Below are 22,872 nucleotides of genomic sequence, written 5' to 3'. Positions count from 1 at the left end.
AGTGCAATCAAATCATCTTCTTTTACTAACTTTGAACCTCACTTTTAATCGATAGTTTACAGCATGACCAGCGTAAGCACCCCCAATATCCTTCTTGTAATGGCGATGCATGACGAAGCACTCCCGATAATTCGCAAGCTGGGTTTAAAAGATATGGGCTATTTAAGCCCTAGCTACACATTCGAACACTACTCGGGACACTTTAATGGTATTCAACTAAACCTAATTGTTAACGGCAAGTGCAAAGTGTTTAAGGTTGACCAAATAGGCACACAAGCTTCAACGCTAACCACTCATCTTGGCATTGAGACTTTTAATCCTAGTGTTGTTTTGAATGCGGGCACGGCTGGTGGGTTTAGGAGTGATAGCGCACAAGTTGGTGATGTTTACCTGAGCTACCCAACCGCCAACTATCACGATCGTAGAATTAACATTCCCGGTTTTAAGGAGTATGGTGTTGGGGTACATCCCACCTACAGTTGTCTGGGTATGGCAAATGATTTAGGCTTACGAACGGGCGTGGTAACCACCGGGAACTCCCTCGACTATACAGAGCAGGATATGGCTACCATAAAAAGTTACAACGGAGTTGTAAAGGATATGGAGGCTGCAGCCATTGCCTGGGTGGCTCAACAACACAACATACCATTCCTAGCCATTAAGTCCATTACCGATATTGTGGATGGAGAGAAACCCACAGAGGAAGAGTTCTTGGAAAACTTACACCAAGCCTCCGAGAGCCTATCGAAGCAAGTGGTTAGAGTACTCCAATGGCTTACTGAGGGTGGGGTATAACAATCACTCTACGCCGTAGTACTGTTTGTACCAGGCTACAAACTGAGCAACACCCAATTCAATTGAAGTGTTAGGTCTGAAGGCCAGTTTACCCCACAGATCCTCCACATCGGCCCATGTCGAGGGAACATCACCTGCTTGCAATGGCATATAATTCTTTTGGGCTTTTCGCCCTAAAGCATTCTCTATGGCATCTATAAAGTCCATAAGTTTTACAGGGCTGCTATTCCCTATGTTATATATCTTGTATGGTGCAACAGATGATGACGGGTTTGGCTTGGCTCCCGACCAAGTGGAATCCTTTGCCGGTGCGTTATCAATCACTCGAATTAGCCCCTCAACGATATCGTCGATATAGGTAAAATCGCGCTGCATATCGCCATTGTTAAACACATCAATGGGCTTGTTCTCTAGTATAGCCTTAGTGAATAGGAACAGCGCCATATCGGGCCTTCCCCATGGGCCATAAACAGTAAAGAATCGCAAACCTGTAGTTGGCAAACCAAATAGGTAGCTGTATGTATGAGCCATGAGCTCGTTGCTCTTCTTACTTGCCGCATATAAGCTTATGGGATGATCCACATTATGACAGGTTGAAAAGGGCATGGTCTCGTTTAGACCATAAACACTGGAGCTGCTGGCGTATGCCAAGTGTTCAACCCCGTTGTGCCTGCAAGCCTCAAGTATGTTGATAAAGCCAACGATGTTGCTGTCGGCATAGGCCATTGGATTCTCCAGGCTATACCTTACCCCTGCCTGTGCGGCAAGGTTACATACACGTTGAAACCTATGCTCCTCGAACAGCTTATTAATACCCTCCCTATCCTCAAGGTTTAGCTTAATAAAAGTATAGTTAGGGTGCTGGTTGCTAACCACTGGTATGCCGTACTCAATCGAACCCTGATTAACTCCCGTTTGCTTTAGCCGCGAGTACTTCAGGTTAACATCGTAGTAGCTGTTTATGCTATCAATCCCCACCACTTCATCGCCACGGGCAATAAGCCTTTTGGCTAAATGAAAACCTATAAAACCTGCTGTTCCTGTTACTAAAATTTTCATCTCGTATCTATCTGTAATTGGGCAGAGTACTTCTTAATGTGCTCCGCCAAACCATTCAAGTTTGAAAGCGAACCAGAGCACTTACAATAGCTATAAGCTCCAATACATTAATCCATTAGGTCTTTTCTCCCTAAAAACACCCTTCACATCAACAAAGATGCAATTGTCGGAAGCTATATTGTTGAAGTAGGAACTATCAAGGCTTAAGTACTGATTATGATTAACTGCCACAACTATAGCATCGTACTTACCCATTGGCTCCTTAGCTAATTTGTAGCCATACTCCTGCATTACCTCCTCGGCATCGGCATACGGATCAACGGCATCAATATTCTTAACTCCATACGACTTAAGCTCGTTAATAATATCAACTACTTTAGAATTTCGAATATCACTTACGTTCTCCTTAAAAGTAACACCCATAACAAGCACTCGTGCATCCTTCACATTCTTATCGTGAGCAATAATTTTCTTAACAATTTGCTTTGCCACGTATCCACCCATCGAATCGTTGATAAAACGACCTGCACTAATGATCTGAGGATGATAACCCAGCTCCTTAGCCTTGTAAACCAAGTAGTAGGGATCGACCCCAATGCAGTGTCCCCCCACTAGGCCAGGGAAGAACTTCAAAAAGTTCCATTTTGTGCCAGCTGCCTCAAGCACCTCATAGGTATTAATGCCCATACGATTAAATATGAGCGAAAGCTCATTCATGAATGCGATGTTGATATCGCGCTGGGTGTTCTCTATTATTTTGGCCGCTTCGGCCACCTTTATGGAGCTTGCCCTATGCACTCCGGCAGTAATGATTAACTCGTAGGTTTTGGCAATAATCTCTGCCGACTCCTCATCGCAACCACTCGATACTTTTACAATTTTTGTGAGCGTATGCTCCCTGTCGCCAGGGTTAATGCGCTCGGGCGAAAATCCCACCTTAAAATCGTCGATGTATTTCAGCCCTGATATTTTTTCAAGAAGTGGAACACAGTCCTCCTCTGTACATCCAGGGTAAACGGTCGATTCGTACACCACGTAATCGCCTTTCTTCAATACCCTAGCAACTGTTTCGGTTGCGGCTAGTACGGGTTTTAAATCGGGTAAGTTATGATCGTCAATGGGAGTTGGAACGGCCACCACGTAAAACTTAGCATCGCTTAGATCCTCGGCATTTGCCGTGTAGAGAATATCACAACCTTCAAATGCTTCTGATTCAAGCTCGCGACTAGGGTCAATGCCTTTCTTCATCAGTTCCACCCTGTCGGGCTTAATATCGAAACCTACCACCTTAAGCTTCTTGGCAAACTCAATGGCAATGGGCAAGCCAACATACCCTAGGCCAATAACGGCTAGCTTCTCTTTTTTATCAACAAGGTCTTTGTAAAGGTTCATAGCATTCTACAACTTTAGTTTTTTACAATATGGGTGATAATCGCCGGTAAGGCCAAGAGGCCTAGTATTACGAATATGATGAACTGTTTGTATTGAACCACGAGCATCGGCTAGACCATAGCCCTTACCCCTAAGTATCTCTTGGTAGCTCACGGTGTGTAGGTCGGTAAACCCGCCGCTAAACTCCAACTCCTCGCCCTCAATGTTTATAGAACGGAATGTTCGCTGACCCTTGGCCTTAATCTCATCGGGAACATCGTTGTAGTCGACGCTAAGAAACCAGCGCACCCTAGCGCGCTCAAGCGCAAGGTAACCTGCAGCCTTATCGGGTTGCGACACGTGCACGATGTTTTCTTTCACATTGCCAAAAATCCAGGTGAGCATATCGAAAAAATGCACACCAATATTTGTGGCCACTCCTCCCGACTTCTGTATGTCGCCCTTCCATGAAATGAAGTACCAACGCCCACGGCTAGTTATATAGGTAAGATCGATATCGAAAACTTTATCCTTGGGAGCCTCCTCAACCTTTCGCTTCAGCTCAAGGATGGAGGGATGATGGCGCAGCTGCAGGATGGTGTTAACCTTACGGCCCGTTTCACGCTCAATTTCTTCCAGCGCATCAACATTCCATGGATTCAGCACGATGGGCTTCTCGCAGATGGCATCGGCGCCATGGCGCAGGGCGAATCGGATGTGCGAATCGTGCAGGTAGTTGGGCGTGCAGATGCTCACGTAATCCATATGAACGCCTTGCCGCTTGAGCTTATCGATGTGCCTATCGAAGCGCTCGTACTCGATAAAGAAATCGGCATCGGGGAAATAGCTATCAATAATACCTACGCAGTCGTGCCTGTCGAGGCTAGCCAACAGGTTATTTCCCGTATCCTTTATTGCCTTTAGATGCCTGGGGGCAATGAACCCAGCTGAGCCTATGAGGCTAAAATTTTTCGACATATCAAATTAAATTACGAAAGCTTATCTACCTTACCCTCCCTAAGTTGGTACTTCACGTTGCTCTCGGGGCATACCGCTAGGCCTTTATCATTGAAGTTAAGACGATGACCAAACTCGCTCATCCAACCAATGTGCTTCGAGGGATTGCCTACTACCAGAGCAAAGGAAGGCACATCGCGTATCACTACGGCGCCCGCCCCTATAAAGCTGAACTCGCCAAGGGTAATACCACAAACTATGGTAGCATTGGCACCAATGGTGGCACCACGTTTCACCAGGGTTCTAGCGTACTCACTCTTCCTGTTCACCGCACTCCGCGGGTTGATTACGTTGGTAAACACCATGGAGGGGCCAAGAAATACATCATCCTCGCAAATCACTCCTGTGTATATCGATACGTTGTTCTGCACCTTCACGTTATTGCCAAGCACCACATCGGGCGACACTACAACGTTCTGACCAATGTTGCACGAATCTCCAATTGTACACCCGGTCATGATATGGCTGAAATGCCAGATCTTGGTACCATTACCAATCTTGCATCCTGGGTCAATAACTGCTGTTTCATGCGCAAAGTAGTTGCTATCCATACGCTTAGTTTTTGGGTAAACAAAGATAACCAAACGGCATCAATATCTACAATGATTTTATCACATTCTCGGCGATGAATTGTTGCATATCATCGTTCAGCTCGGTGTGCATCGGGAGAGAAAAAACCTGCTGCGACAACTCAAGGCTATTGGGAAAAACCTTGGCTGCATTGGCATCGACATAGGGCTGAAACGCTTTTTGCCGATGCAGCGGAATGGGATAGTACACCATGGCGGGTATTCCATTTTCTTTTAGGCTATCGATCAGCTTCTGCCTATTGCCGCTTAGCAGGCGGAGCGTGTACTGATGAAAAGTATGGTTGGACCAAGCTACGCGAGCTGGGATTTGCAGCTGAGCAACCGAACCCAACAGGTCGTCGTAGCGCTGGGCAGCCTGCTGGCGAGCAACGTTGTAGCTATCCAGATGCTTGAGTTTAACTCTTAGCACAGCCGCCTGTATGGTGTCGAGGCGTGAGTTCACCCCTATCCTATCGTGATGATACCTTACCCTCATACCGTGGTTGGCAATGGATCGAACCTCCTCGGCCAGAGCATCATCATTGGTAAAGATGGCGCCACCATCGCCAAAGCAACCGAGATTTTTGGAGGGGAAGAAAGATGTGCACCCAAAATGCCCAATGGTACCAGCCATCTGCGACTTTCCGTTGGAAAATGTGTAGGTTGAACCGATGGCTTGGGCTGTATCCTCCACAACAAAAATCCCATGCTGGTTGGCTAGCTGCATGATAGCCTCCATATTGGCACACTGTCCGAAAAGATGCACAGGGATGATGGCCTTTGTACGCGGGGTTATGGCATCCCTTAGGCTATCAATATCAATGGTAAAGTCGTTCATATCAACATCTACCAGTACGGGTTTTAGGCCAAGTAGCGCTACCACCTCCACGGTGGCAATAAAGGTAAAATCGGGAGTAATTACCTCATCGCCGGGCTTGAGCCCAAGCGCCATAAGGGCTAGCTGCAACGCATCGGTGCCGTTGGCACAACCAATTACGTGTTTTGCCCCTAAATAATGAGCCAGCTCCTCCTCGAATTGTTTTACGGGTTCCCCTTTTATAAAAGCAGTGTTATCAATAACACTCTGGATAGCGGCATCAACCTCTGACTTTATTTTAAGGTACTGGCCTTTTAAATCGACCATTTGAAGGTTAGCAAACTGAGACATACAGGTACATATTTTAGTAAGGAATAAAATTACAGAAAAAACTTAAACAGAAGCCCCATCAAGGCAAACGCCTTAACGGGGCTAATATTTAATTTAATTAGGCATCTTAATCTATCTACTTAGCATAGCTAATCGCTCTGGTTTCGCGAATAACAGTAATCTTAACCTGACCGGGATAGGTCATATCGTCCTGAATTTTCTTGGCGATATCGTATGATAGGCTTGCTGCCTCCTCGTCGGAAACCTTCTCGCTTCCCACGATTACCCTAAGTTCACGGCCAGCCTGAATGGCAAAGGTTTTGGTTACGCCAGGATAGTTCATAGCTAGGTTTTCTAACTCTTTCAAACGCTTTATATACGATTCAACCACCTCGCGACGAGCGCCGGGACGCGCACCCGAAATGGCGTCGCAAACCTGCACTATCGGTGCTATAAGGGTAGTCATCTCGGTTTCGTCGTGGTGCGAACCAATGGCATTACATACCTCAGGTTTCTCTTTGTACTTCTCGGCCAACTTCATGCCCAGCACTGCGTGTGGCAATTCTGGCTCGTCGTCGGGCACCTTACCAATATCGTGCAGCAATCCGGCACGTTTAGCCAGCTTTGCATTTAGACCGAGTTCTGTTGCCATTATGGCGCAAAGGTTAGCCACTTCGCGGGAGTGCTGCAGCAGGTTTTGTCCGTAGGATGAGCGATACTTCATCTTACCAACCAGCCTGATTAGCTCGGGGTGTAACCCGTGGATACCCATATCGATGGCGGTACGCTTACCAATCTCAATGATCTCCTCCTCAATCTGCTTTTGGGTTTTCTGAACTATCTCCTCGATACGAGCAGGGTGAATCCTACCATCGGTTACCAGTTGATGCAGAGCCAAACGGGCAATCTCGCGGCGAACAGGATCGAAAGCCGAAAGAATAATGGCCTCTGGGGTATCGTCAACGATAATCTCAACCCCGGTGGCCGCCTCGAGAGCACGAATGTTACGCCCCTCGCGGCCAATGATACGGCCTTTAATCTCATCGGAATCGATATGGAATACGGTTACGGAGTTCTCGATGGCCGACTCGGTGGCTACGCGCTGAATGGTATTTACCACCACCCGCTTAGCTTCCTTCTGTGCAGTCATCTTGGCCTCATCCATAATCTCATTGATATAGGACATGGCCTCGGTTTTAGCTTCGGCTTTAAGCGACTCGATAAGCTGCGCTTTGGCCTCCTCGGCCGAGAGCCCCGAGATTGCCTCCAGCTTATCGACCTGTGTTCTGTGGAGACGTTCAAGCTCTTCGGTTCGTTTATCGACAAGCGCTAGCTGGTTGCTGAGGTTCTCACGGATGGTGTCAACCTCGCGCTGTTTACGCTGGAACTCTTCGAATTTTTGAGAAAATGTTGTTTCGCGCTGCTTAAGCTTATTCTCAGCCTGCAGCAGCTTGCTGTTCTTCTCGTTGAACATCTTCTCATGATCGGTCTTAAGCTGAAGGAATTTCTCCTTAGCTTGTAGGATTTTCTCCTTACGAATAACCTCCGCCTCGGTTTCGGCTTCGCGAACAATGGCCTCTTTCTTTTTGGCAAGCAATCTGTTCCAAATGAGGTATGTTACAAAGCCGCTCACTATTAGGGCGGAAACGGCAATTATTATTTCAGTTAACATATTATTAGTATTAGTAAAAAAACTTAAAAGAACTGGGTATTCGCCAGTGTACTATATGTAAGCACAGCTGCTGTCCAACCATGCATTAAATGTCAAGACACAAAAAGCCCGCACTGCATTCCCTAATGATATTTGAAACCCCAAAATAGCATGGGTGGAGTGGCCGCCAATTTCGAACTTCCAACGTCTCAATTAAATTGAGATTTCAGCCAGGCTGAAATAAGGCCTGCTCTACATTAGCTTAAGTCCTTCTCCAATGATGATAGTGTTGAGTTTCGCAATATGTTAAGGAAACAGTGCGGGCAGTACTATTTTAAAGAACGTATATTACTCTTCACCAGATAATCGTCCAACCACTCATCCAATTCGCTAAGCTCGTCGATCACGGGCGCCACCTCGAATCGGTTCTCACTTTCAATTAGTTTTATCACAAACTGTAAAGCTGCCATGGCCAAGAAGTCCTGAAGATCCTTATCTTTATCAGTGTATCGGCTCTTGTACTGAGCCACCTTCTCGTTAATAAGCTTGGCAGCTTTTCGGATTTTCTCCTCATCGCTGCGATCGATCTTAAGAGGATAGTACCTATCAGCAACATTCACACGTATTGATAACTTTTCCTCCATCGACTTAATCTAATTAACTATCTGTTTAAAAGAGCAATGCAATTGTCAATTTCCCGCACAATCCTATTCACCCTAATTTTTGCATCGTGAGCATCCTCACTCGATGCAGCAAATGCATTGGCAATCTGCTGTTGATTATACTTCTTATCGAGCTCAAGGTAGGCGAGTTCACGCTCGTTGAGAATAGTCTCTAGCCTTGCGTTGTGCTCTGCCATCCTTTGGTTCTCTTCCTTTAAGCTTTCGTATGCAGAAATCAGCTCCTGAATCTTTGCTTTAAGACTTGTTTGAATTGGTTTCTGCGCTACAGACATATGCTCGATTTAAAGTATTACAAAATTACAACGAGTTTGAGAGATTATCAAAAAATGCGATCAAATTTTGCTCTAAGATGAGAAAAAACTTTTTAAAATACTAGCTTTGCCTTACTTAAAATTTCTGAACTAGTTATGCCTTACTCTTTTGCCATTTGGCTTACAACCATTATCACTCTTTGTGCCAGCGAACTTGCGCACGGACAACCCACCAACAGCCCTTTCGATTTACATCCACCGCTTAAGGGTGAACTTTTCCTATCGGGATCGTTCGGAGAGATACGAACCAATAGTTTTCACGCTGGGCTCGATTTTAGAACTGGCGGAAAAATTGGGCAAGAGGTATTCGCCTCGGAAAATGGGCACATCTCGCGCATAAGAGTGGGTGGGACTGGCTTTGGAAAAGCCATCTACATCCAGCACCCCAATGGGCTCACCACTGTTTACGCTCACCTCGACAGGTTTGCACCAGCCATTAATGAGTATGTGAAAGAACTTCAGTACGAACGTCAATCGTTTGAAATAGATATATGGGTTAGCGCCAAGGACTTTCCTGTAAAGCGAGGAGAGTTCATTGGCCTAAGCGGAAACACTGGTAGCTCAGGTGGCCCACACCTTCATTACGAGGTGAGAAGCACAACGAACCAAATTCCGATGAACCCATCGTTTAGCAATCTTCCCATTAGAGACAACCTTAAACCCGTTATCAACGGACTGTGGATATATCCACTCGACGACTCGAGCTACATCCAAGGTAAAAACAACCGGACCGAGCTAAATGTTCAGGGCCAAAACGGCTCATACACAATAAAAGACACCATTAGGGTTCAAGGTACCATTGGATTGGGAGTAAAAGCCTATGACTACATTAACCGGGGCAGCTTACGATGCGGAATATATGGCATTAGAAAACATATTAACAAACGATTAACCTATCAGTTTAGCGTTGATGAGTTCAGCTTCTCCGAAACACGCTATGCCAATAGCCATATCGATTTTGCCCTAAGGCAAGATGAGGGCAAGCGAGTACACAAGCTATTTAGAGAGCCCAACAACCTTTTTAGCGGGTATGGTTCGCCAGGTGGTAACGGACGATTGCAGGTTGCCAAGGATTCAGTATATCAAATCACCATTACTATTGAGGACTCATACGGACATACAGCATACTTAAATATGGTGATGCAGGGGAGCGACTTTGGAATTAAAAAACTAGATGAACCCACTCCTCCCCTACGCCCAGCAAATCCACTTTGGCTATTCTACAACGATAATAGCAAAGTAACAGAGTGGTTCAGCATTCAGTTGCCAAAAAATTCGCTATACGACAACATCAACTTCACCTACCAAATTACCGACACATTGAGCGGGTCGTATTCTCCAGTTGTCAGAATACACAATGCAAACACAGCCGTGCATAGGCTGTACACGCTTTCCATAAATGCCGATTCGGTTCCTCAGAACCTTAAGCACAAAGCGCTGATTGGTACTATAAATCGCGAGGGTAAGGTTGAATCGGCTGGAGGCCAACACACCGAAGGTTGGGTTGAAACACAGATAAACTTTTTTGGTGATTTTTTGATTGCCGTTGACACGATTGCTCCAACCATAACTCCACAAAATATTTGGGAAAATAAGGATATGAAGAAGGAGAAGACAATTGATATAAAGGCTGAAGATGACCTTAGCGGCATAGCCTCAATTGAGGGAACAATAAATGGAAATTGGGTACTGTTTGAGCATGACCCGAAAAATAATTTGATATTTTATGAGTTTGACAACAAGAGGCTCGAACGGAATAAAACCCATAAGCTAAAGCTCACAGTAACCGACAATAAAGAGAACACCAGTATTTTCGAATGCAAGTTTCTTTGGTAAGTATATTTTTAATTGAGAATACAACATGCCATGTGCATATATTTTGTTGTATTTTTGCATAGCAAGATTAACCAACAAACACTATGAAAAGTTTAATACTTACAACAATTAGCCTACTTACTCTTACTATAACTTCTCAAGCACAATCGCAAAAGTACCAAAACCGACAGCTAGCGCTTATTGCTTTCAACTACAACATTGCCAAAGATATAAAACCCAATTTTGATTCGTTTGCCCACCTTTTTCCCGAAGCTGAGAGTAGGCGCGCCGACAGGATGCTAGCGGTAACCAAAGAACGAACTTGGTATCTGATTAAGGCGCATCTTGAGCAGGAAACGGGTATGTACATATTACCAATAAATTCGCATGGCAGTAGCTTTAAATACGATGAGTACAACTTCCCTAACGTAAATATCAACAGGGCGCTTAAGCATGGTAGTACCAGGTTCTACCTTAAAGTTGACCTCACCATAAGTTCGGGTATACCCAAAGGCGAGATGGGCTATGGCGCAAGGGCAACTGTAGACACAACGCTTATGGAAGGATTAGACCAAGAAGGGGCATGCCTTCCCTCAATGACCATTGATGTTACCATTTATAACGATAGGGGAATTTTACCCATACAGAGGGTTAGCAGCACCATTACCGCCACTACCCCATGGGTTATGAACGACGACACCTTCAAGGGTCTGATTAACAGAGACGAGTACGAAAGAAACGACACCAATACGCTGCTTGGGTTAACCAATGTTACCATGCAGAAACTGCTTAGGCAGTTTTAACCTCCCTGTCCAATGGGGTTAACTCCATCCACAAGCAATACCTACAAAGCCATTGGGGTGATGTCGGGTACATCGCACGATGGCCTTGATTTGTGCCTAGCAGAGTTTATACATAATGGTGAAAGCTGGACCTATCGCATTCTAAAAACCAAATCGGTTGAATACGATAAGCCTTTGCAACAAAGGCTAATGGAAGCCTACAACCTTAGCGGGCGGGAACTTGCCATGCTAAACGCCTGGTTTGGAGTATGGATTGCAGATAAAATAAACGAGCTTACAAAGGATTTTACTGCAGATCAAATCGATGCTATAGGTTCGCATGGGCACACCATCTTCCATGATCCAACGCATGGCTACACCACCCAAATTGGGAGCGGTGCACATATAGCAGCCGGAACGGGCATACAGTGTGTATGCGATTTTCGTAGTGGCGATGTGGCTCGCGGCGGGCAGGGAGCACCGCTTGTTCCCATTGGCGATGAGCTGCTGTTTCCCAATTACGACATCTGCCTAAACATTGGGGGCATTGCAAACCTATCGTACAGCACCAATGACCAACGAGTTGCTTACGATATATGCCCTGCAAATATGGCGCTTAATAAGCTAATGGAACTTTATTATTCAATGCCCTACGATAAGGATGGTGAGCTGGGTAGGCAGGGAAATATTGATGAGTCATTGCTTGAGAAGCTAAACTCGCTCGATTACTACAACAGTAAAGTGTCGAAATCGCTTGGCAGGGAATGGTTCGAGAACACATTCTTCCCCATTATTGATATCCATAGCGCCAGCCCAGAGAATAAAATACGAACGGTTTACGAGCATATTGCGACCAAAATTGCTGAATCGTTTGCTGCAAAAGAATCGGGCACAGTGCTACTAACTGGTGGAGGTGCAAGAAACCCATTCCTTACCGATCTTATCGATGAAAAAACCAACAATTCATTAATTATCCCATCCGACGAGGTAATTGATTTTAAGGAAGCCCTGATCTTTGCTTTTTTGGCTGTTCTTTACCTCAGGAAAACCCCATCGAGCCTAGCAAGCGTAACTGGCTCATTAACCAACTCAATTGGTGGCTGTCTATACTACTAGTTTATTTCATAAAATTTTCGTTAAGCTTTCCTCCCCCAAGCCACTCTATAGTATGTGAGACAATAGTCATTTGCAATAAGGAACAGTCCCCCTTTGGTATTTGGGCTTTTTTCCTATTTTTGTGCAGAATACAAACCAAAAAAAGTGTATCTATGAAAACTTCCTTCAGACTTTTAGGCTTTGGGTTGGCAATGGTAGCCATGCTACTCTTACCCAAGGCACAAGCCTGTACAAACTTCCTTGTGACCAAGGGAGCGTCCGTTGATGGTTCAACAATGATAACCTATGCTGCCGACTCACACTACCTCTATGGTGAACTTTACTTTTGGCCTGCAGCTAAGCACGCTGCCGGAACCATGCTAAAGGTGTACGAGTGGGATACAGGAAAATTTCTTGGTGAAATACCCCAGGTTGCCGAAACATACCGAGTGGTAGGCAATATGAATGAGTTTCAGCTAGCGATTGGAGAGACTACCTACGGTGGTCGTAGTGAGCTGGTTGACACAACAGGGCTTGTCGATTACGGCAGCCTAATATACATCACCCTACAGAGGGCAAAGAACGCCCGCGAGGCCATTAAGATTATGGCTGAACTGGTAGAAACCTATGGCTACTACAGCAGTGGCGAATCGTTCTCAATAGCCGACCCCAACGAGGTTTGGATCATGGAGCTAATTGGCAAGGGAACAGACCTTAAAACAGAGCGCCGCACCAAAAAAGTTTACAATGCCAACAAGGGCGCAGTATGGGTAGCAAAGCTTATCCCCGACGGCTACGTAAGTGCCCATGCCAACCATGCTCGTATTACAACCTTCCCCAAGGAGGATGGAAAAACCTCAATCAGCTCAAAAAATTTGGATAAGATTTTTGACAAAGATGTTAAGGTTGTTTATGCCCATGATGTGGTTGACTTTGCCCGCAGCAAGGGCTACTACAGTGGCGATGGTTCGGACTTTAGCTTCTCCGACACCTATGCACCACTCGATTTTGGATCGGCACGCTTCTGCGAGATGAGAGTATGGGCCTTCTTTAAGGATATCGACAAGAGCATGTGGAACCATTTTGAGTACGCCAAGGGGCATGATATGGCTAACCGTATGCCACTATGGATTAAGCCTGAGAATAAAATTTCGGCGCTGGATCTAATGAATTTCATGCGCGATCACCTTGAGGGCACCGAGCTAGATATGAGCAAAGATCCTGGTGCTGGGCCTCATGGCCTACCCTACCGCTGGCGTCCGCTAACCTGGAAATACGAGGGGAAAACCTACGTGAACGAGCGTGCTACTGCAACTCAGCAAACGGGTTTCTCTTTTGTAACTCAAAGTCGTAGCTGGTTACCCGATCCTGTAGGTGGTATACTTTGGTTTAGCGTTGATGATGCTGCCACAACCGTATACACTCCCATTTACTGCGGATCGACCCGCACCCCCGAAACATTTGCCGTTGGCAATGGCGATATCCACACCTACTCTGCCGATGCTGCATTTTGGGTTTTCAACAAGGTGGCCAACTTTGCATACCTTCGTTACGACGTGATGAGTGCAGATATCCGTAAGGTACAGCAACAACTGGAGAATCATTACACCACAATGACTCCTGCCATTGATAAGACGGCCAAAAAACTTTATGAGGAAGATCCTGAGTTGGCCCTAGAGTTCCTTACTACCTACTCTGTTAATACAGCCAATGCGCTGGTAGCCAGATGGCAGAAGATGTTCGAATTCTTGCTAATTAAGTATATTGATGGTAACATTAAGCAGGAAGAGGATGGCGTTTTCAAGTGGAACAAGTATGGTGGAGCGCCAGCAAGGATAGGTAATCCACAGTATCCTGACTGGTGGAAGAAACAAGTAATTGAGGCAACCGGCGACAAGCTGCTAATGCCCGAAGAAGACTAAAAAGCAAAAATTAGTTGCTTAGTAAAAAAACTGTCCATAGGGCAGTTTTTTTACTGTGGGCTATTTTGTTACAAATATTTTTTATACTTTTGCGGCACATTTTTCAGCGCAATCTCTTACTTGGCAACTGAATATTAGTAACATTGCGTGTTGTGGAACAAACCTTAAAAACAATAAAATGGAACTTATTAGAATTGCGGAGCAAGCATTTGAGGCAAAGCAGCAGCATCCCGAGTTTAAGAGCGGTGATACCGTAACCGTTCACTACAAAATTAAGGAAGGAAACAAGGAGAGGATCCAGAGCTTCCGCGGAGTGGTTATTCAGCGTAAAGGCAGTGGAGTAACCGAAACTTTCACCGTGCGCAAGGTTTCTGGTGGTGTAGGTGTTGAGAGGATATTCCCATATCACTCACCATTTATTGATAGTATTGAGATTAACAAAACTGGTAAGGTACGTCGTGCTAGGATTTTCTACCTACGCAACCTAACTGGTAAGAAAGCTAGGATCAAGGAGAAGATTGTTAGAATCGAAAAGAAATAGCAAACCCAAAAAAATCCTCGAAAATTCGGGGATTTTTTTAACTCACCCATTCGGGTTTTAAAATAAAGTGCTATATTTGCACCCGCAAACGGCTCCGTAGCTTAACTGAATAGAGCACCTGACTACGGATCAGGAGGTTCCAGGTTTGAATCCTGGCGGAGTCACTTAAAAACGAACCACTTACAGAGTAATATTTGTAAGTGGTTTTTTGTTGTGCACACAAAACGATTTACTTCTTCGAAGGCCAAGATATTCTTTTTCATACTTATACCCCATTTTCTCATTACCTAAGATCTACCAAGAGCAAATTCCACATACTTAAAAACTATATCCATCGAAGCGTCATAGTTTGACGTAATCATACTGTACCTTTAAAGCAAAAAATGGAAGCGAAATACAACTTTATTCTTGCCGATTTGCTCTGGAGCTTTGACGCCAAAGAAATTCCAACCAATTTACTCCGGGGCTTTGATTACAATGAGTTTATTGATGGGTTTACTGAAGAGATGATACGAAAGGGAGCAACCCTTGATGTCGATTTCCTTTGCCATAACAAATTCTCGACAAAGAGATACGCCAAGCTGAAAAAATTGTTGAATAAGTGCCTTGATGCGAGAAGCCTTAAACTACAGTGCGTCAAAAATCAGGACTTCGAAGGGGCGTCATCACATAGGAATAAGGAGCGTGAGCTACTCTCCCAAATTGAGAACGAGGGCTTTGGCCTCTCCTTCACACAGCAAAACGAATACGCCCTTTACCATGTTGATGTGGATACAAAGAATAGAAATGTAAGGTTTACCGTTTATTCCAATGGGAGTGAGTGCGAAACTTTCTTATTGGATATAGCTAAAAGAGTGGCAGAATGTACGGGAAAGAAAATGGGTGACAGTTCAAGCCAACTACCCACAACCTAATCTCTATTCAACCTCATCAAGTAGAGTTTTACGTGGAATGGGAACTGCTCCCACCCAATGTCCAAACAACCGGAGCACCTGATTCACCTTATCGAGCCGTAAGGTCTCCTTGCCCTGCTCCATTTCACGGACAAAACGCAAACCCACTCCGGCCTTTTCGGCCAGAGCCTGCTGGGTAAGCCCTGTGGCAGCTCGCCTTTGCTTTAAAAATTCGCCTAGTAGCATAACTATACCTTTTCGGGTATAAAAACGATGTTTTGTATATGTTTTATACCCGTTCGGGTATATTTTATTGAGATAAGATTCCCCATGATATACAATTCAACACGCCACCTTCCTCAGCAATTCTATTTATTTCGACCGTTTTGACAGTGCTAGTTTTAAAAACCGATTGAATTAGATTATACGCTTTTGCATCAAGATTATCATCATTAAACTTTGGCAGTATGATTAAATCACCAACATGAAGGTAATTGATGTAGCATCCTAAAGCCGAGATTGTCTTATTTGATTTTGGCTCAGACCAAGGTACCTCAATGTAATTTAGGTTATGTTCTATTATGACCCTTTTAATTCCCTTTTGCCAATATTTATATTCATTCTCGAGCTCATTTATCAGGATTGTATCCCGACCAACGAACCTAACCATACCATCTGCATGGCCAGTCATATCGCATTTAACTTGAGGTATGACAATTACTTCAGCTTTAAAAAACTTTTCGAGTTGATCAATTAGCTTTACCTGAGGTATTTCCTCATTCTCATCAAAAATCCTATCGGATATCATTACCCTGTTGTGCCAACGAACAACATTGCCCCCATCGAGGTTGATGTTGCTGAACTTAGCTGGAATGCCATTGCTTTGGCAAACCAATTTGGGGTCCGACTGGGCAGCAATATCCTCGGGCTCTTTGTGGTACGAAGGCTCGTATCGAAAACCAACAAACTCCCCCTCACCTATCTGTATGGGCATATAATCGCGACACCAATAGCCTTTGGTGCTTTTTAAAAGTCCATGGTTTACTTTATGCTCATTAAGGATAGATGAAATTCTAGCGTACTCCTCTGGAAAGGTTGATCTAAGCAATCCCGAGAAGTACACGAAGTTGGTTTGGCTATCGATGATCATTTCTTTGTAAATATTAAGTCGGTCAAGTTGCCAATTATATTGCTTTCCCTAAGCCGGTCGTGCCAAACCATAGCAATGGCTTTGCCAATAACTGCAAATTCCTCGGCTGTAAACTCATCGGTTTTGGCATTATTGCACCAGTAGCATGACATAACGCTATTCTCTTTGGAATACTCTAGGTTGGAGTTTTTCCTATCAATCTCCAGCGACCAACCCCGCTCATTCTTCTTAAATAATTTCCGCTTAGTTGCAAGCGACTCCACATCGTTGATGGTTAAGCCGCAGTAGAAACAACTTTTCTGTTCGAGCAGCTGCTCGAAATCTTGTTCAGGAAAAACCTGGTTGAAGTTCTGGATGTAACCAGCCTGAATCAACTCAATAGCACTCTTATTCTTTTCCTTATAGCTATTCATCCATTTGTATATCTCATCAACCGTTTTGTTACCAATATTTTTTGTCCGTTCGGTTTGCCAGTACTCTGCGGTGTATTTTTCAACTAGCTCAGGGGTTATTGAAAATTTATTGAAACGCTCAGCATCCAAATCGGCTTGATCACCCGCAGATTCTAAAGCCATTTCGAAAACATACAGGTTTAGCCTGGTTTCGAAGCTCCGCTTAGCAATGGATTTATACAACGACACTTTTTTGCTCTTTTCCATATTCGCTTTTTGATTAATTGTTAAACATTTAAATACGTTTAATCTTGTGATAACGAAATTACAAAAACCAGACTTAACGAATGGACATTTTACTGTTAAAGAGAGGTAAAGTTAGGATAGATTTTTTTTATTTATTAAATTATTTATCAAATACTTAGACCATCTCTCGAAATATCAAAACCATTGCGATTCTTGGCAGCAAATTTATTTCTGTATTGGGATTCGGTGGCCCAAATACTTAATGCGGTTGCCCCTTGGCTATTTACTCTGTAGCCCCCTGATATTATTGCATCAAGATTATAGAATTTAACCTTTCTTCTCCTGTGTTTACCCTTTAATTGCGCCATGTTGAGTGGTATGTGCAAAATTTGCACATACCACCTATTCATCTAATTCGCCCGATTTAAAAATATTGCCAATATGCTTTGTAACAACCGTTCTTTCAACCCCAAACAGATCCGCAATTTTCTGCTGGGTAAGCCAAATGGTCTCGTTCTGCAGGTATATCTCCACCTTCACTTCGCCGTTTGGAGTGGTATAGTGAAGTATTTGGTTGAAGCCTTGGGTTGGGTTTGGGGTGGTTTTCTTCATTGAATATTTATAGGTTAGACTAGATTATCATGTTAAATATGGCTCTCATTATCAGTAAGTCCCATAAATACTAACGCCCCCACCATAATATTGCTGTTTGAGATGTTCGTATATCATATTAGTAATCAAATCAACTTCATCTGATTCATAGGTTGGGTATGGTAAACTTTCGAAAAGCGTTTTGTTCACGGCATTGAAAACTGCTGCTGCGGTTACGCTTTTTTCGGACCATTGCACAATTCGTAGCTTATCTTTTTTCAGCTCTTCGAGGAGTTCAATGGCAATTTTCTTTACTCGCTTCTTTTCCTGTGGAGTGAGATTTGGCTTGCGGAGCAAATCGAAAATGGCCTTCTGTTCATCGGTAAGATTCTCTCTCTTTGTCTCAACTTCCTCCTTTGTGTATGAATTAACTAGCTCTATTAAATTCCGAAAAACCTCTTTTACTGCCGCTTCATCCTTGCCCTTATTGTACTCTTCAATTATCTCCTGATAACGCTTGTAGTAGTTAACAAGCATAGGATTGCGCTCGACCATTCGTTTTAGCTCTTGCTCAACTTTGTCCTTTAACGATTTAACGGCAGCATTCTTATTCTTGGTGTTTAGAAAATACTGCTCAAGTAACTCGAAGTTTAGATTACTAAGATCGATAACGCTTCCAATCTCCTTGCTAGGCTCTGCAACCATATTCTCAATTGACTGGTCAACCACATTCTGAATCTTTCTCATTATATCGGTTACATCGGAACTTTGAACGTTATCCTCTATTGCAGAGTACAATGCGTTGATTGCGTTGCGCTTTGGTGTGTATTCGTTTAAAACTTTATCAGGCTGTAAGGCCTTGTACTTCTTGAAAACTTCGCGTGCTAGAATCTGAAATTTGTTCTTAGTTTCATCATTTGTGTAAATGGCATTAAGTCCTTTCTCTATTGCTGCTAACTTCTGCAAACCATCGGTGCTTACCAGTTCAGTTAGGTTAAACTCCACCTCGTCGAGAAGGAACGACTCTATTGCAGCCATTGCCTCATCGAGCAGTTTTACCAGCTCTTCCTTGGGCATTACAGGTGGCTCGTCAATGGGCTTGCCATCCGATGATCCGCCAGTTCCGTAAATTGCCAGCGCATCGAGAAGTGCCGAATAGGTTTCGATGTAATCCACAATTAAACCGTTATTCTTACCCTCGCTAATACGATTTGCTCTGGCAATGGCCTGCATAAGGGTATGCGATTTTAGTGGTTTATCGATGTACATGGTTGAAAGGGTGGGCACATCGAAACCTGTAATCCACATGGCGCAAACTATCACAAAGCGGAAGGGATCGTTGTCGTCCTTAAACCGCTTTTCAAGATCCTGCGAGTTCATCTTTTCGCGATGTGGCTCAATATCCAAATCCCATTTTTGGAATTTCTGTATCTCGTTCTGCTCGGAGCTGACCACTACGCATATTTCCGTTTCCTTTATCCATTGCAGCTCACGCCCCTTTTCCAGCATCTCCTGATCGCCATACTTCCCTTTAGCAATTTCCTTCTCCACTTGCTCAATGTAATCGATCCAATGCTTCTGTATAAGGTCGTACATCTTAACTGCTGTAATCTTATCGATGGCAATAAACATCCCCTTGCCCTTGTACCCCCTGTTGCAGAAATGCCAAACCACATCCTTGGCAATGGAATTAAGCCTTTTGTGTGCAGTAAGTATTGGGTATTCTCTGTAAAATAGTTGTTCAAGCCTGCTCCTCTGATCGCTATCCAAATCCTCGCTCTCTGCATCGAGCACGCCCCTTATCTGCTCATTTATTTCAGGGTTTTTCAGTCCAAGGTACTCGCCACGATTCTCGTAGTAAAGCGGAACGGTTGCGCCATCGTCAACGCTACGCTTAAAGTCGTATCGCGACACATAATCGCCAAAAATGCGTTTTGTAAGCTCATCGCCTTTGAATAAGGGAGTGCCGGTGAAACCAATAAACGAAGCATTGGGCAACGCATTACGCAGATTCATTGCTAGCTGTCCGCCTTGGGTACGGTGCGCCTCATCGGATATTACTATGATATTATCACGCTGGGTAATTTCATGGTCGAAGTTGAACTTGTGGATAAGTGTAAACAGGTAGCGATGCTCCGAGCCTAGCAACTCCTGTAAATGGTTTCCGCTACTGGCTTTTAGCGAGGTCTTTGAACCCGATTTAATCTGAGGCACAGCACCAACCCCGCTAAAGGTTCCGTAGATCTGCGTATCGAGCTCGTTCCTATCGGTAACCACAAGAAATGTGTAGCTACCAGTAAACTTTCGGTGGATTTTTTGGCAGAAGAAAACCATTGAGTAGGATTTACCGCTTCCCTGCGTATGCCAGAATACGCCCAGTTTCTGCTTCTCCTCAAGGGTAATTTTACTCATTTGGTGCAGCTGTTCCTTAAGCTTAAAATTCTCAATGGCTTTGTTTACCCCAATAAACTGGTGGTTGCGAGCAATAAGCTTAACTGGCGAACCGAGCGAAGTATCGAAAAGGATAAAGTTCTCGAACATATCCATAAACCTACTCTTTTCGCACACACCCACAATAATTCTATCCAATGCAACAATGCCCTCATCGTCCTCGGTAATACGTTTCCACTCGTGGAAGTGCTGGTACTTGCCCGTAACGCTACCAATACGGCTCTCCAAGCCGTTGCTTAGCACAACAAATGCATTGTAGTAGAATAGCTTGGGGATAACATCCTTGTAATCGGTAAAATTCTCGTTGTAGGCATACTCGAGCTTGCGGTGGGCTGCCTTCAACTCAATAAAGAGTAGCGGAATGCCATTAACAAAGCCAATAATATCGGGACGGCGCTCGCGGTTGCTTTTACCCTGTATCCATAGCTGGCGAACCGCCAGAAAGTTGTTGTTTTCGGCATTGCTAAAATCGAAAACCTTTAGCGTTTTGCTTTTTACCTGCTCGCCCTTTTCGTTCACAAAATCAACGGGAATGCCATTGCGTAAGAACTGATATTTCTCAAAGTTAATCTCTGCCAGCGATTTGGTAACACTCTCCTCCAGCAGCTTATCGTAAGCTTGCAGGTAGGCCTGCGGCGGAAGGTTTGGGTTAAACTCCTGTAGCTTCTCCAAAAAAAGCCTTTTAATTACAACCTCTTTCCTGCTTAAGCGGCCCAACGTACTGCCCTCTCCGTAGGTCTCCTTGTTGTAAGTAATCATAGTATCCCAACCCAGCTGATTGAGAAACAGATCCATTGCGGTTTGCTCTATTAGGTGGTCTTCGGAGTATTCGTAGGGCATTAGATTAATCTATTAAATCAACTATTATGAAATCAGATTTTTTCTATTAATTCATCAATTATAGAAGTTGATTTAATAACCAAGGCTACTAAATCTTCTGTAAATTGCTGAACAATCTCCTCACGACATTCAGGAAGTATTTTTTTCAATTCTCTATTTATATCATTGCTAATATCAAAACCTGCTGAGTTTCTTTTCCAAACAATAAATCTTCCCTCGTCACTTCTTATCTCATAACCATAAAGATTATCGAGCACTTCTTCTCTAATCTCAATAGCTTTCTGAAAGGATAGTTTCTTTGATTCATTATTATGTTTTATACCAGTATATGGATTATTTGTAAATGCATATACGAACTTAATTATTGGCAAATGCTCTCCCTTAAACCATTCCTGTTTATAAACTTCTATTATGTTTTTGTTGTTGTTATACTTAACCACAAAGTTATCTTTACTTTCAGATTTTAGCCTTTCTTCTACTTTGAGGGAAACCTCAAGCCTAAAACTCTTTATTAATTTAGCTTTAATCATTTCAAAATTAGAAACAAGCGATAATAGGTTTTCATAGTTGTCAGGTTGAGTTAGAAATTTATAGATTTCTTCTTCATAATTGTTTGTACTCATAAAGATAAAATTGTTTTAATATATTGATTAATAGTTTCACTTACAACTGCTGCTTTATTCTTTTTAAGTGACTCGTTTAGTATTGAAACAATATCTTCATAATAACTCCAGCAACTTATTGCATTTTCTAAACGAAGTTGCTGGAATAGTTTGTTAGAGATTGATCTTTCGGAAGGTTGTCGACCATTAACAGTAAGGTATATTAAGTGGAAATTACCATTGGAGATGAATAACTCGTCTTTTATTCTTTTGTAATACCTTTCAAGTTGTTGAAATTCATCGTGGTGATAAATTTTATTTTCAATTATTATTACTCGACCAACACCCTTGTACCTATATCGAATAATAATATCAACTTGACCAAAATCGCTTCTTTCTTCTTGCTTCAAATAAATGTCATTAATAAACTCAGTGTCAATCCTTCCTTTAAATAGATGAGAAATAAAAGTGTTGAAAAACAATCGTCCTTGACCATGGGAGCCATTTGTATCTAGCAAGTTAGATAAAAATGGAGTATGAACTTTTGTTTCATAATGAGCAATATTTAAAGTTGAAAATATATTGAAGTAAGGGGCTTCATTCTCCAAATAAACTAACGCATTTTTTTCAACAATTCGAAAATTCTTTAACAAATGTCCGTAGTTTTCCTTATCAACACCAAGCCTTAGTTCTTCATACTGCGATTTGATTTGCTTTACTCCACTTACAAGATTATTGAAATAATACCTTAAGTTGTCAATCTCAATTTGAGGCAATTCTTCATTAATTTCTTGATAACTATTTAAAAAGGTGATATCAAAATTGTCTTCAACCATTTTCCTCAATTTAATTTATATGATTATCCGCTAATGTGCCTAAATTATTATATTTGTACAAAATATATTGAAAATGAATTTTATAGATTTTGTAAAGCAGCATCCTGATGAGA

23 protein-coding genes and 1 tRNA gene are annotated in these 22,872 nt (G+C 43.2%); 8 read left to right on the top strand and 16 right to left on the bottom strand.

Annotated features, from left to right (window positions below; genetic code table 11):
• Positions 1-63 precede the first annotated feature (63 nt).
• A complete protein-coding gene (locus tag G8O23_RS01425) occupies positions 64-795 on the top strand; it encodes a phosphorylase family protein (RefSeq protein ID WP_166361009.1) in 732 nt (243 codons plus the stop codon).
• A 3-nt stretch (positions 796-798) separates the two neighbouring features.
• Here G8O23_RS01425 and G8O23_RS01420 read toward each other — a convergent pair whose 3' ends face one another.
• From G8O23_RS01420 to G8O23_RS01385, 8 genes are all read right to left on the bottom strand, one after another.
• Complete coding sequence (locus G8O23_RS01420; protein ID WP_166361006.1) at positions 799-1,854, bottom strand: NAD-dependent epimerase; 1,056 nt, start codon at positions 1,852-1,854, stop codon at positions 799-801.
• Between the two features lie 90 nt (positions 1,855-1,944).
• Complete coding sequence (locus G8O23_RS01415; RefSeq protein WP_166361004.1) at positions 1,945-3,246, bottom strand: nucleotide sugar dehydrogenase; 1,302 nt, start codon at positions 3,244-3,246, stop codon at positions 1,945-1,947.
• Between the two features lie 6 nt (positions 3,247-3,252).
• Positions 3,253-4,203 carry a Gfo/Idh/MocA family oxidoreductase gene (locus G8O23_RS01410; RefSeq protein ID WP_166361002.1) on the bottom strand — a complete coding sequence of 317 codons (951 nt, stop codon included), beginning with the start codon at positions 4,201-4,203 and terminating at the stop codon, positions 3,253-3,255.
• Between the two features lie 11 nt (positions 4,204-4,214).
• Positions 4,215-4,793: an acyltransferase gene (locus G8O23_RS01405; protein WP_166361000.1), complete on the bottom strand. Its 579-nt coding sequence runs from the start codon at positions 4,791-4,793 to the stop codon at positions 4,215-4,217.
• 46 nt (positions 4,794-4,839) lie between these two features.
• Complete coding sequence (locus G8O23_RS01400) at positions 4,840-5,979, bottom strand: DegT/DnrJ/EryC1/StrS family aminotransferase (RefSeq protein ID WP_219932362.1); 1,140 nt, start codon at positions 5,977-5,979, stop codon at positions 4,840-4,842.
• Between the two features lie 115 nt (positions 5,980-6,094).
• Positions 6,095-7,630: a ribonuclease Y gene (gene rny, locus G8O23_RS01395; RefSeq protein ID WP_166360998.1), complete on the bottom strand. Its 1,536-nt coding sequence runs from the start codon at positions 7,628-7,630 to the stop codon at positions 6,095-6,097.
• Between the two features lie 308 nt (positions 7,631-7,938).
• Complete coding sequence (locus tag G8O23_RS01390; RefSeq protein ID WP_166360996.1) at positions 7,939-8,253, bottom strand: cell division protein ZapA; 315 nt, start codon at positions 8,251-8,253, stop codon at positions 7,939-7,941.
• 17 nt (positions 8,254-8,270) lie between these two features.
• Positions 8,271-8,564 (bottom strand): hypothetical protein, encoded by a 294-nt coding sequence (locus G8O23_RS01385; RefSeq protein ID WP_166360994.1) that lies wholly within the window; start codon positions 8,562-8,564, stop codon positions 8,271-8,273.
• Positions 8,565-8,699: 135 nt separating this feature from the next.
• Between G8O23_RS01385 and G8O23_RS01380 the strand changes: the two genes are divergently transcribed.
• The 7 genes from G8O23_RS01380 to G8O23_RS01350 all read left to right on the top strand — a co-directional run bounded on the left by G8O23_RS01380 (position 8,700) and on the right by G8O23_RS01350 (position 15,672).
• A complete protein-coding gene (locus tag G8O23_RS01380; protein WP_166360992.1) occupies positions 8,700-10,439 on the top strand; it encodes a M23 family metallopeptidase in 1,740 nt (579 codons plus the stop codon).
• Positions 10,440-10,522: 83 nt separating this feature from the next.
• Positions 10,523-11,221: a hypothetical protein gene (locus G8O23_RS01375; RefSeq protein WP_166360990.1), complete on the top strand. Its 699-nt coding sequence runs from the start codon at positions 10,523-10,525 to the stop codon at positions 11,219-11,221.
• Between the two features lie 12 nt (positions 11,222-11,233).
• Positions 11,234-12,316 carry an anhydro-N-acetylmuramic acid kinase gene (locus tag G8O23_RS01370; RefSeq protein ID WP_166360988.1) on the top strand — a complete coding sequence of 361 codons (1,083 nt, stop codon included), beginning with the start codon at positions 11,234-11,236 and terminating at the stop codon, positions 12,314-12,316.
• 152 nt (positions 12,317-12,468) lie between these two features.
• A complete protein-coding gene (locus G8O23_RS01365) occupies positions 12,469-14,217 on the top strand; it encodes a dipeptidase (RefSeq protein ID WP_166360986.1) in 1,749 nt (582 codons plus the stop codon).
• 178 nt (positions 14,218-14,395) lie between these two features.
• Positions 14,396-14,758, top strand: a complete 363-nt coding sequence (gene rplS / locus G8O23_RS01360) for a 50S ribosomal protein L19 (protein ID WP_166360984.1) — start codon at positions 14,396-14,398, stop codon at positions 14,756-14,758.
• 90 nt (positions 14,759-14,848) lie between these two features.
• Positions 14,849-14,922, top strand: a tRNA-Arg gene (locus tag G8O23_RS01355).
• Between the two features lie 219 nt (positions 14,923-15,141).
• Complete coding sequence (locus G8O23_RS01350; protein ID WP_166360982.1) at positions 15,142-15,672, top strand: hypothetical protein; 531 nt, start codon at positions 15,142-15,144, stop codon at positions 15,670-15,672.
• 3 nt (positions 15,673-15,675) lie between these two features.
• On the opposite strand, the gene G8O23_RS01345 is transcribed toward G8O23_RS01350, so the two are convergent.
• From G8O23_RS01345 to G8O23_RS01315, 8 genes are all read right to left on the bottom strand, one after another.
• Positions 15,676-15,897: a helix-turn-helix transcriptional regulator gene (locus G8O23_RS01345; protein WP_166360980.1), complete on the bottom strand. Its 222-nt coding sequence runs from the start codon at positions 15,895-15,897 to the stop codon at positions 15,676-15,678.
• A 64-nt stretch (positions 15,898-15,961) separates the two neighbouring features.
• Positions 15,962-16,801, bottom strand: a complete 840-nt coding sequence (locus G8O23_RS01340) for an agmatine deiminase family protein (protein WP_166360978.1) — start codon at positions 16,799-16,801, stop codon at positions 15,962-15,964.
• A complete protein-coding gene (locus tag G8O23_RS01335) occupies positions 16,798-17,460 on the bottom strand; it encodes a hypothetical protein (protein ID WP_166360976.1) in 663 nt (220 codons plus the stop codon). The genes G8O23_RS01340 and G8O23_RS01335 overlap by 4 nt, the downstream gene beginning before the upstream one ends.
• Before the next feature lie 146 nt (positions 17,461-17,606).
• Entirely contained in the window at positions 17,607-17,807 is a 201-nt protein-coding gene (gene rhuM, locus G8O23_RS17360) for a RhuM family protein (protein ID WP_235942228.1), read from the bottom strand.
• 34 nt (positions 17,808-17,841) lie between these two features.
• Positions 17,842-18,051 (bottom strand): hypothetical protein, encoded by a 210-nt coding sequence (locus tag G8O23_RS17355; protein WP_235942227.1) that lies wholly within the window; start codon positions 18,049-18,051, stop codon positions 17,842-17,844.
• 51 nt (positions 18,052-18,102) lie between these two features.
• Positions 18,103-21,321 carry a type I restriction endonuclease subunit R gene (locus tag G8O23_RS01325; RefSeq protein ID WP_166360974.1) on the bottom strand — a complete coding sequence of 1,073 codons (3,219 nt, stop codon included), beginning with the start codon at positions 21,319-21,321 and terminating at the stop codon, positions 18,103-18,105.
• 32 nt (positions 21,322-21,353) lie between these two features.
• The gene (locus G8O23_RS01320) at positions 21,354-21,944 is read right to left on the bottom strand and encodes a hypothetical protein (RefSeq protein WP_166360972.1); all 591 of its coding nucleotides are present in this window, start codon (positions 21,942-21,944) and stop codon (positions 21,354-21,356) included.
• The gene (locus G8O23_RS01315) at positions 21,941-22,759 is read right to left on the bottom strand and encodes a PD-(D/E)XK nuclease family protein (RefSeq protein WP_166360970.1); all 819 of its coding nucleotides are present in this window, start codon (positions 22,757-22,759) and stop codon (positions 21,941-21,943) included. Before G8O23_RS01315 ends, G8O23_RS01320 begins: the two co-directional genes overlap by 4 nt.
• Positions 22,760-22,872 lie beyond the last annotated feature (113 nt).

This window comes from Perlabentimonas gracilis (assembly GCF_011174675.1).
GTDB classification, from domain to species: Bacteria; Bacteroidota; Bacteroidia; order Bacteroidales; family Tenuifilaceae; genus Perlabentimonas; species Perlabentimonas gracilis.
Note: the sequence above shows the minus strand (reverse complement) of the source record. Positions and strands in the feature narration are given on the sequence as shown.

What these genes read in the sequence shown, in the direction of transcription:
- G8O23_RS01425 (WP_166361009.1), top strand. Translation starts at nt 64, where the DNA reads ATGACCAGCGTAAGCACCCCCAATATCCTTCTTGTAATGGCGATGCAT.
- G8O23_RS01420 (WP_166361006.1), bottom strand. Translation starts at nt 1,854, where the DNA reads ATGAAAATTTTAGTAACAGGAACAGCAGGTTTTATAGGTTTTCATTTA.
- G8O23_RS01415 (WP_166361004.1), bottom strand. Translation starts at nt 3,246, where the DNA reads ATGAACCTTTACAAAGACCTTGTTGATAAAAAAGAGAAGCTAGCCGTT.
- G8O23_RS01410 (WP_166361002.1), bottom strand. Translation starts at nt 4,203, where the DNA reads ATGTCGAAAAATTTTAGCCTCATAGGCTCAGCTGGGTTCATTGCCCCC.
- G8O23_RS01405 (WP_166361000.1), bottom strand. Translation starts at nt 4,793, where the DNA reads ATGGATAGCAACTACTTTGCGCATGAAACAGCAGTTATTGACCCAGGA.
- G8O23_RS01400 (WP_219932362.1), bottom strand. Translation starts at nt 5,979, where the DNA reads ATGTCTCAGTTTGCTAACCTTCAAATGGTCGATTTAAAAGGCCAGTAC.
- rny (WP_166360998.1), bottom strand. Translation starts at nt 7,630, where the DNA reads ATGTTAACTGAAATAATAATTGCCGTTTCCGCCCTAATAGTGAGCGGC.
- G8O23_RS01390 (WP_166360996.1), bottom strand. Translation starts at nt 8,253, where the DNA reads ATGGAGGAAAAGTTATCAATACGTGTGAATGTTGCTGATAGGTACTAT.
- G8O23_RS01385 (WP_166360994.1), bottom strand. Translation starts at nt 8,564, where the DNA reads ATGTCTGTAGCGCAGAAACCAATTCAAACAAGTCTTAAAGCAAAGATT.
- G8O23_RS01380 (WP_166360992.1), top strand. Translation starts at nt 8,700, where the DNA reads ATGCCTTACTCTTTTGCCATTTGGCTTACAACCATTATCACTCTTTGT.
- G8O23_RS01375 (WP_166360990.1), top strand. Translation starts at nt 10,523, where the DNA reads ATGAAAAGTTTAATACTTACAACAATTAGCCTACTTACTCTTACTATA.
- G8O23_RS01370 (WP_166360988.1), top strand. Translation starts at nt 11,234, where the DNA reads ATGGGGTTAACTCCATCCACAAGCAATACCTACAAAGCCATTGGGGTG.
- G8O23_RS01365 (WP_166360986.1), top strand. Translation starts at nt 12,469, where the DNA reads ATGAAAACTTCCTTCAGACTTTTAGGCTTTGGGTTGGCAATGGTAGCC.
- rplS (WP_166360984.1), top strand. Translation starts at nt 14,396, where the DNA reads ATGGAACTTATTAGAATTGCGGAGCAAGCATTTGAGGCAAAGCAGCAG.
- G8O23_RS01350 (WP_166360982.1), top strand. Translation starts at nt 15,142, where the DNA reads ATGGAAGCGAAATACAACTTTATTCTTGCCGATTTGCTCTGGAGCTTT.
- G8O23_RS01345 (WP_166360980.1), bottom strand. Translation starts at nt 15,897, where the DNA reads ATGCTACTAGGCGAATTTTTAAAGCAAAGGCGAGCTGCCACAGGGCTT.
- G8O23_RS01340 (WP_166360978.1), bottom strand. Translation starts at nt 16,801, where the DNA reads ATGATCATCGATAGCCAAACCAACTTCGTGTACTTCTCGGGATTGCTT.
- G8O23_RS01335 (WP_166360976.1), bottom strand. Translation starts at nt 17,460, where the DNA reads ATGGAAAAGAGCAAAAAAGTGTCGTTGTATAAATCCATTGCTAAGCGG.
- rhuM (WP_235942228.1), bottom strand. Translation starts at nt 17,807, where the DNA reads ATGGCGCAATTAAAGGGTAAACACAGGAGAAGAAAGGTTAAATTCTAT.
- G8O23_RS17355 (WP_235942227.1), bottom strand. Translation starts at nt 18,051, where the DNA reads ATGAAGAAAACCACCCCAAACCCAACCCAAGGCTTCAACCAAATACTT.
- G8O23_RS01325 (WP_166360974.1), bottom strand. Translation starts at nt 21,321, where the DNA reads ATGCCCTACGAATACTCCGAAGACCACCTAATAGAGCAAACCGCAATG.
- G8O23_RS01320 (WP_166360972.1), bottom strand. Translation starts at nt 21,944, where the DNA reads ATGAGTACAAACAATTATGAAGAAGAAATCTATAAATTTCTAACTCAA.
- G8O23_RS01315 (WP_166360970.1), bottom strand. Translation starts at nt 22,759, where the DNA reads ATGGTTGAAGACAATTTTGATATCACCTTTTTAAATAGTTATCAAGAA.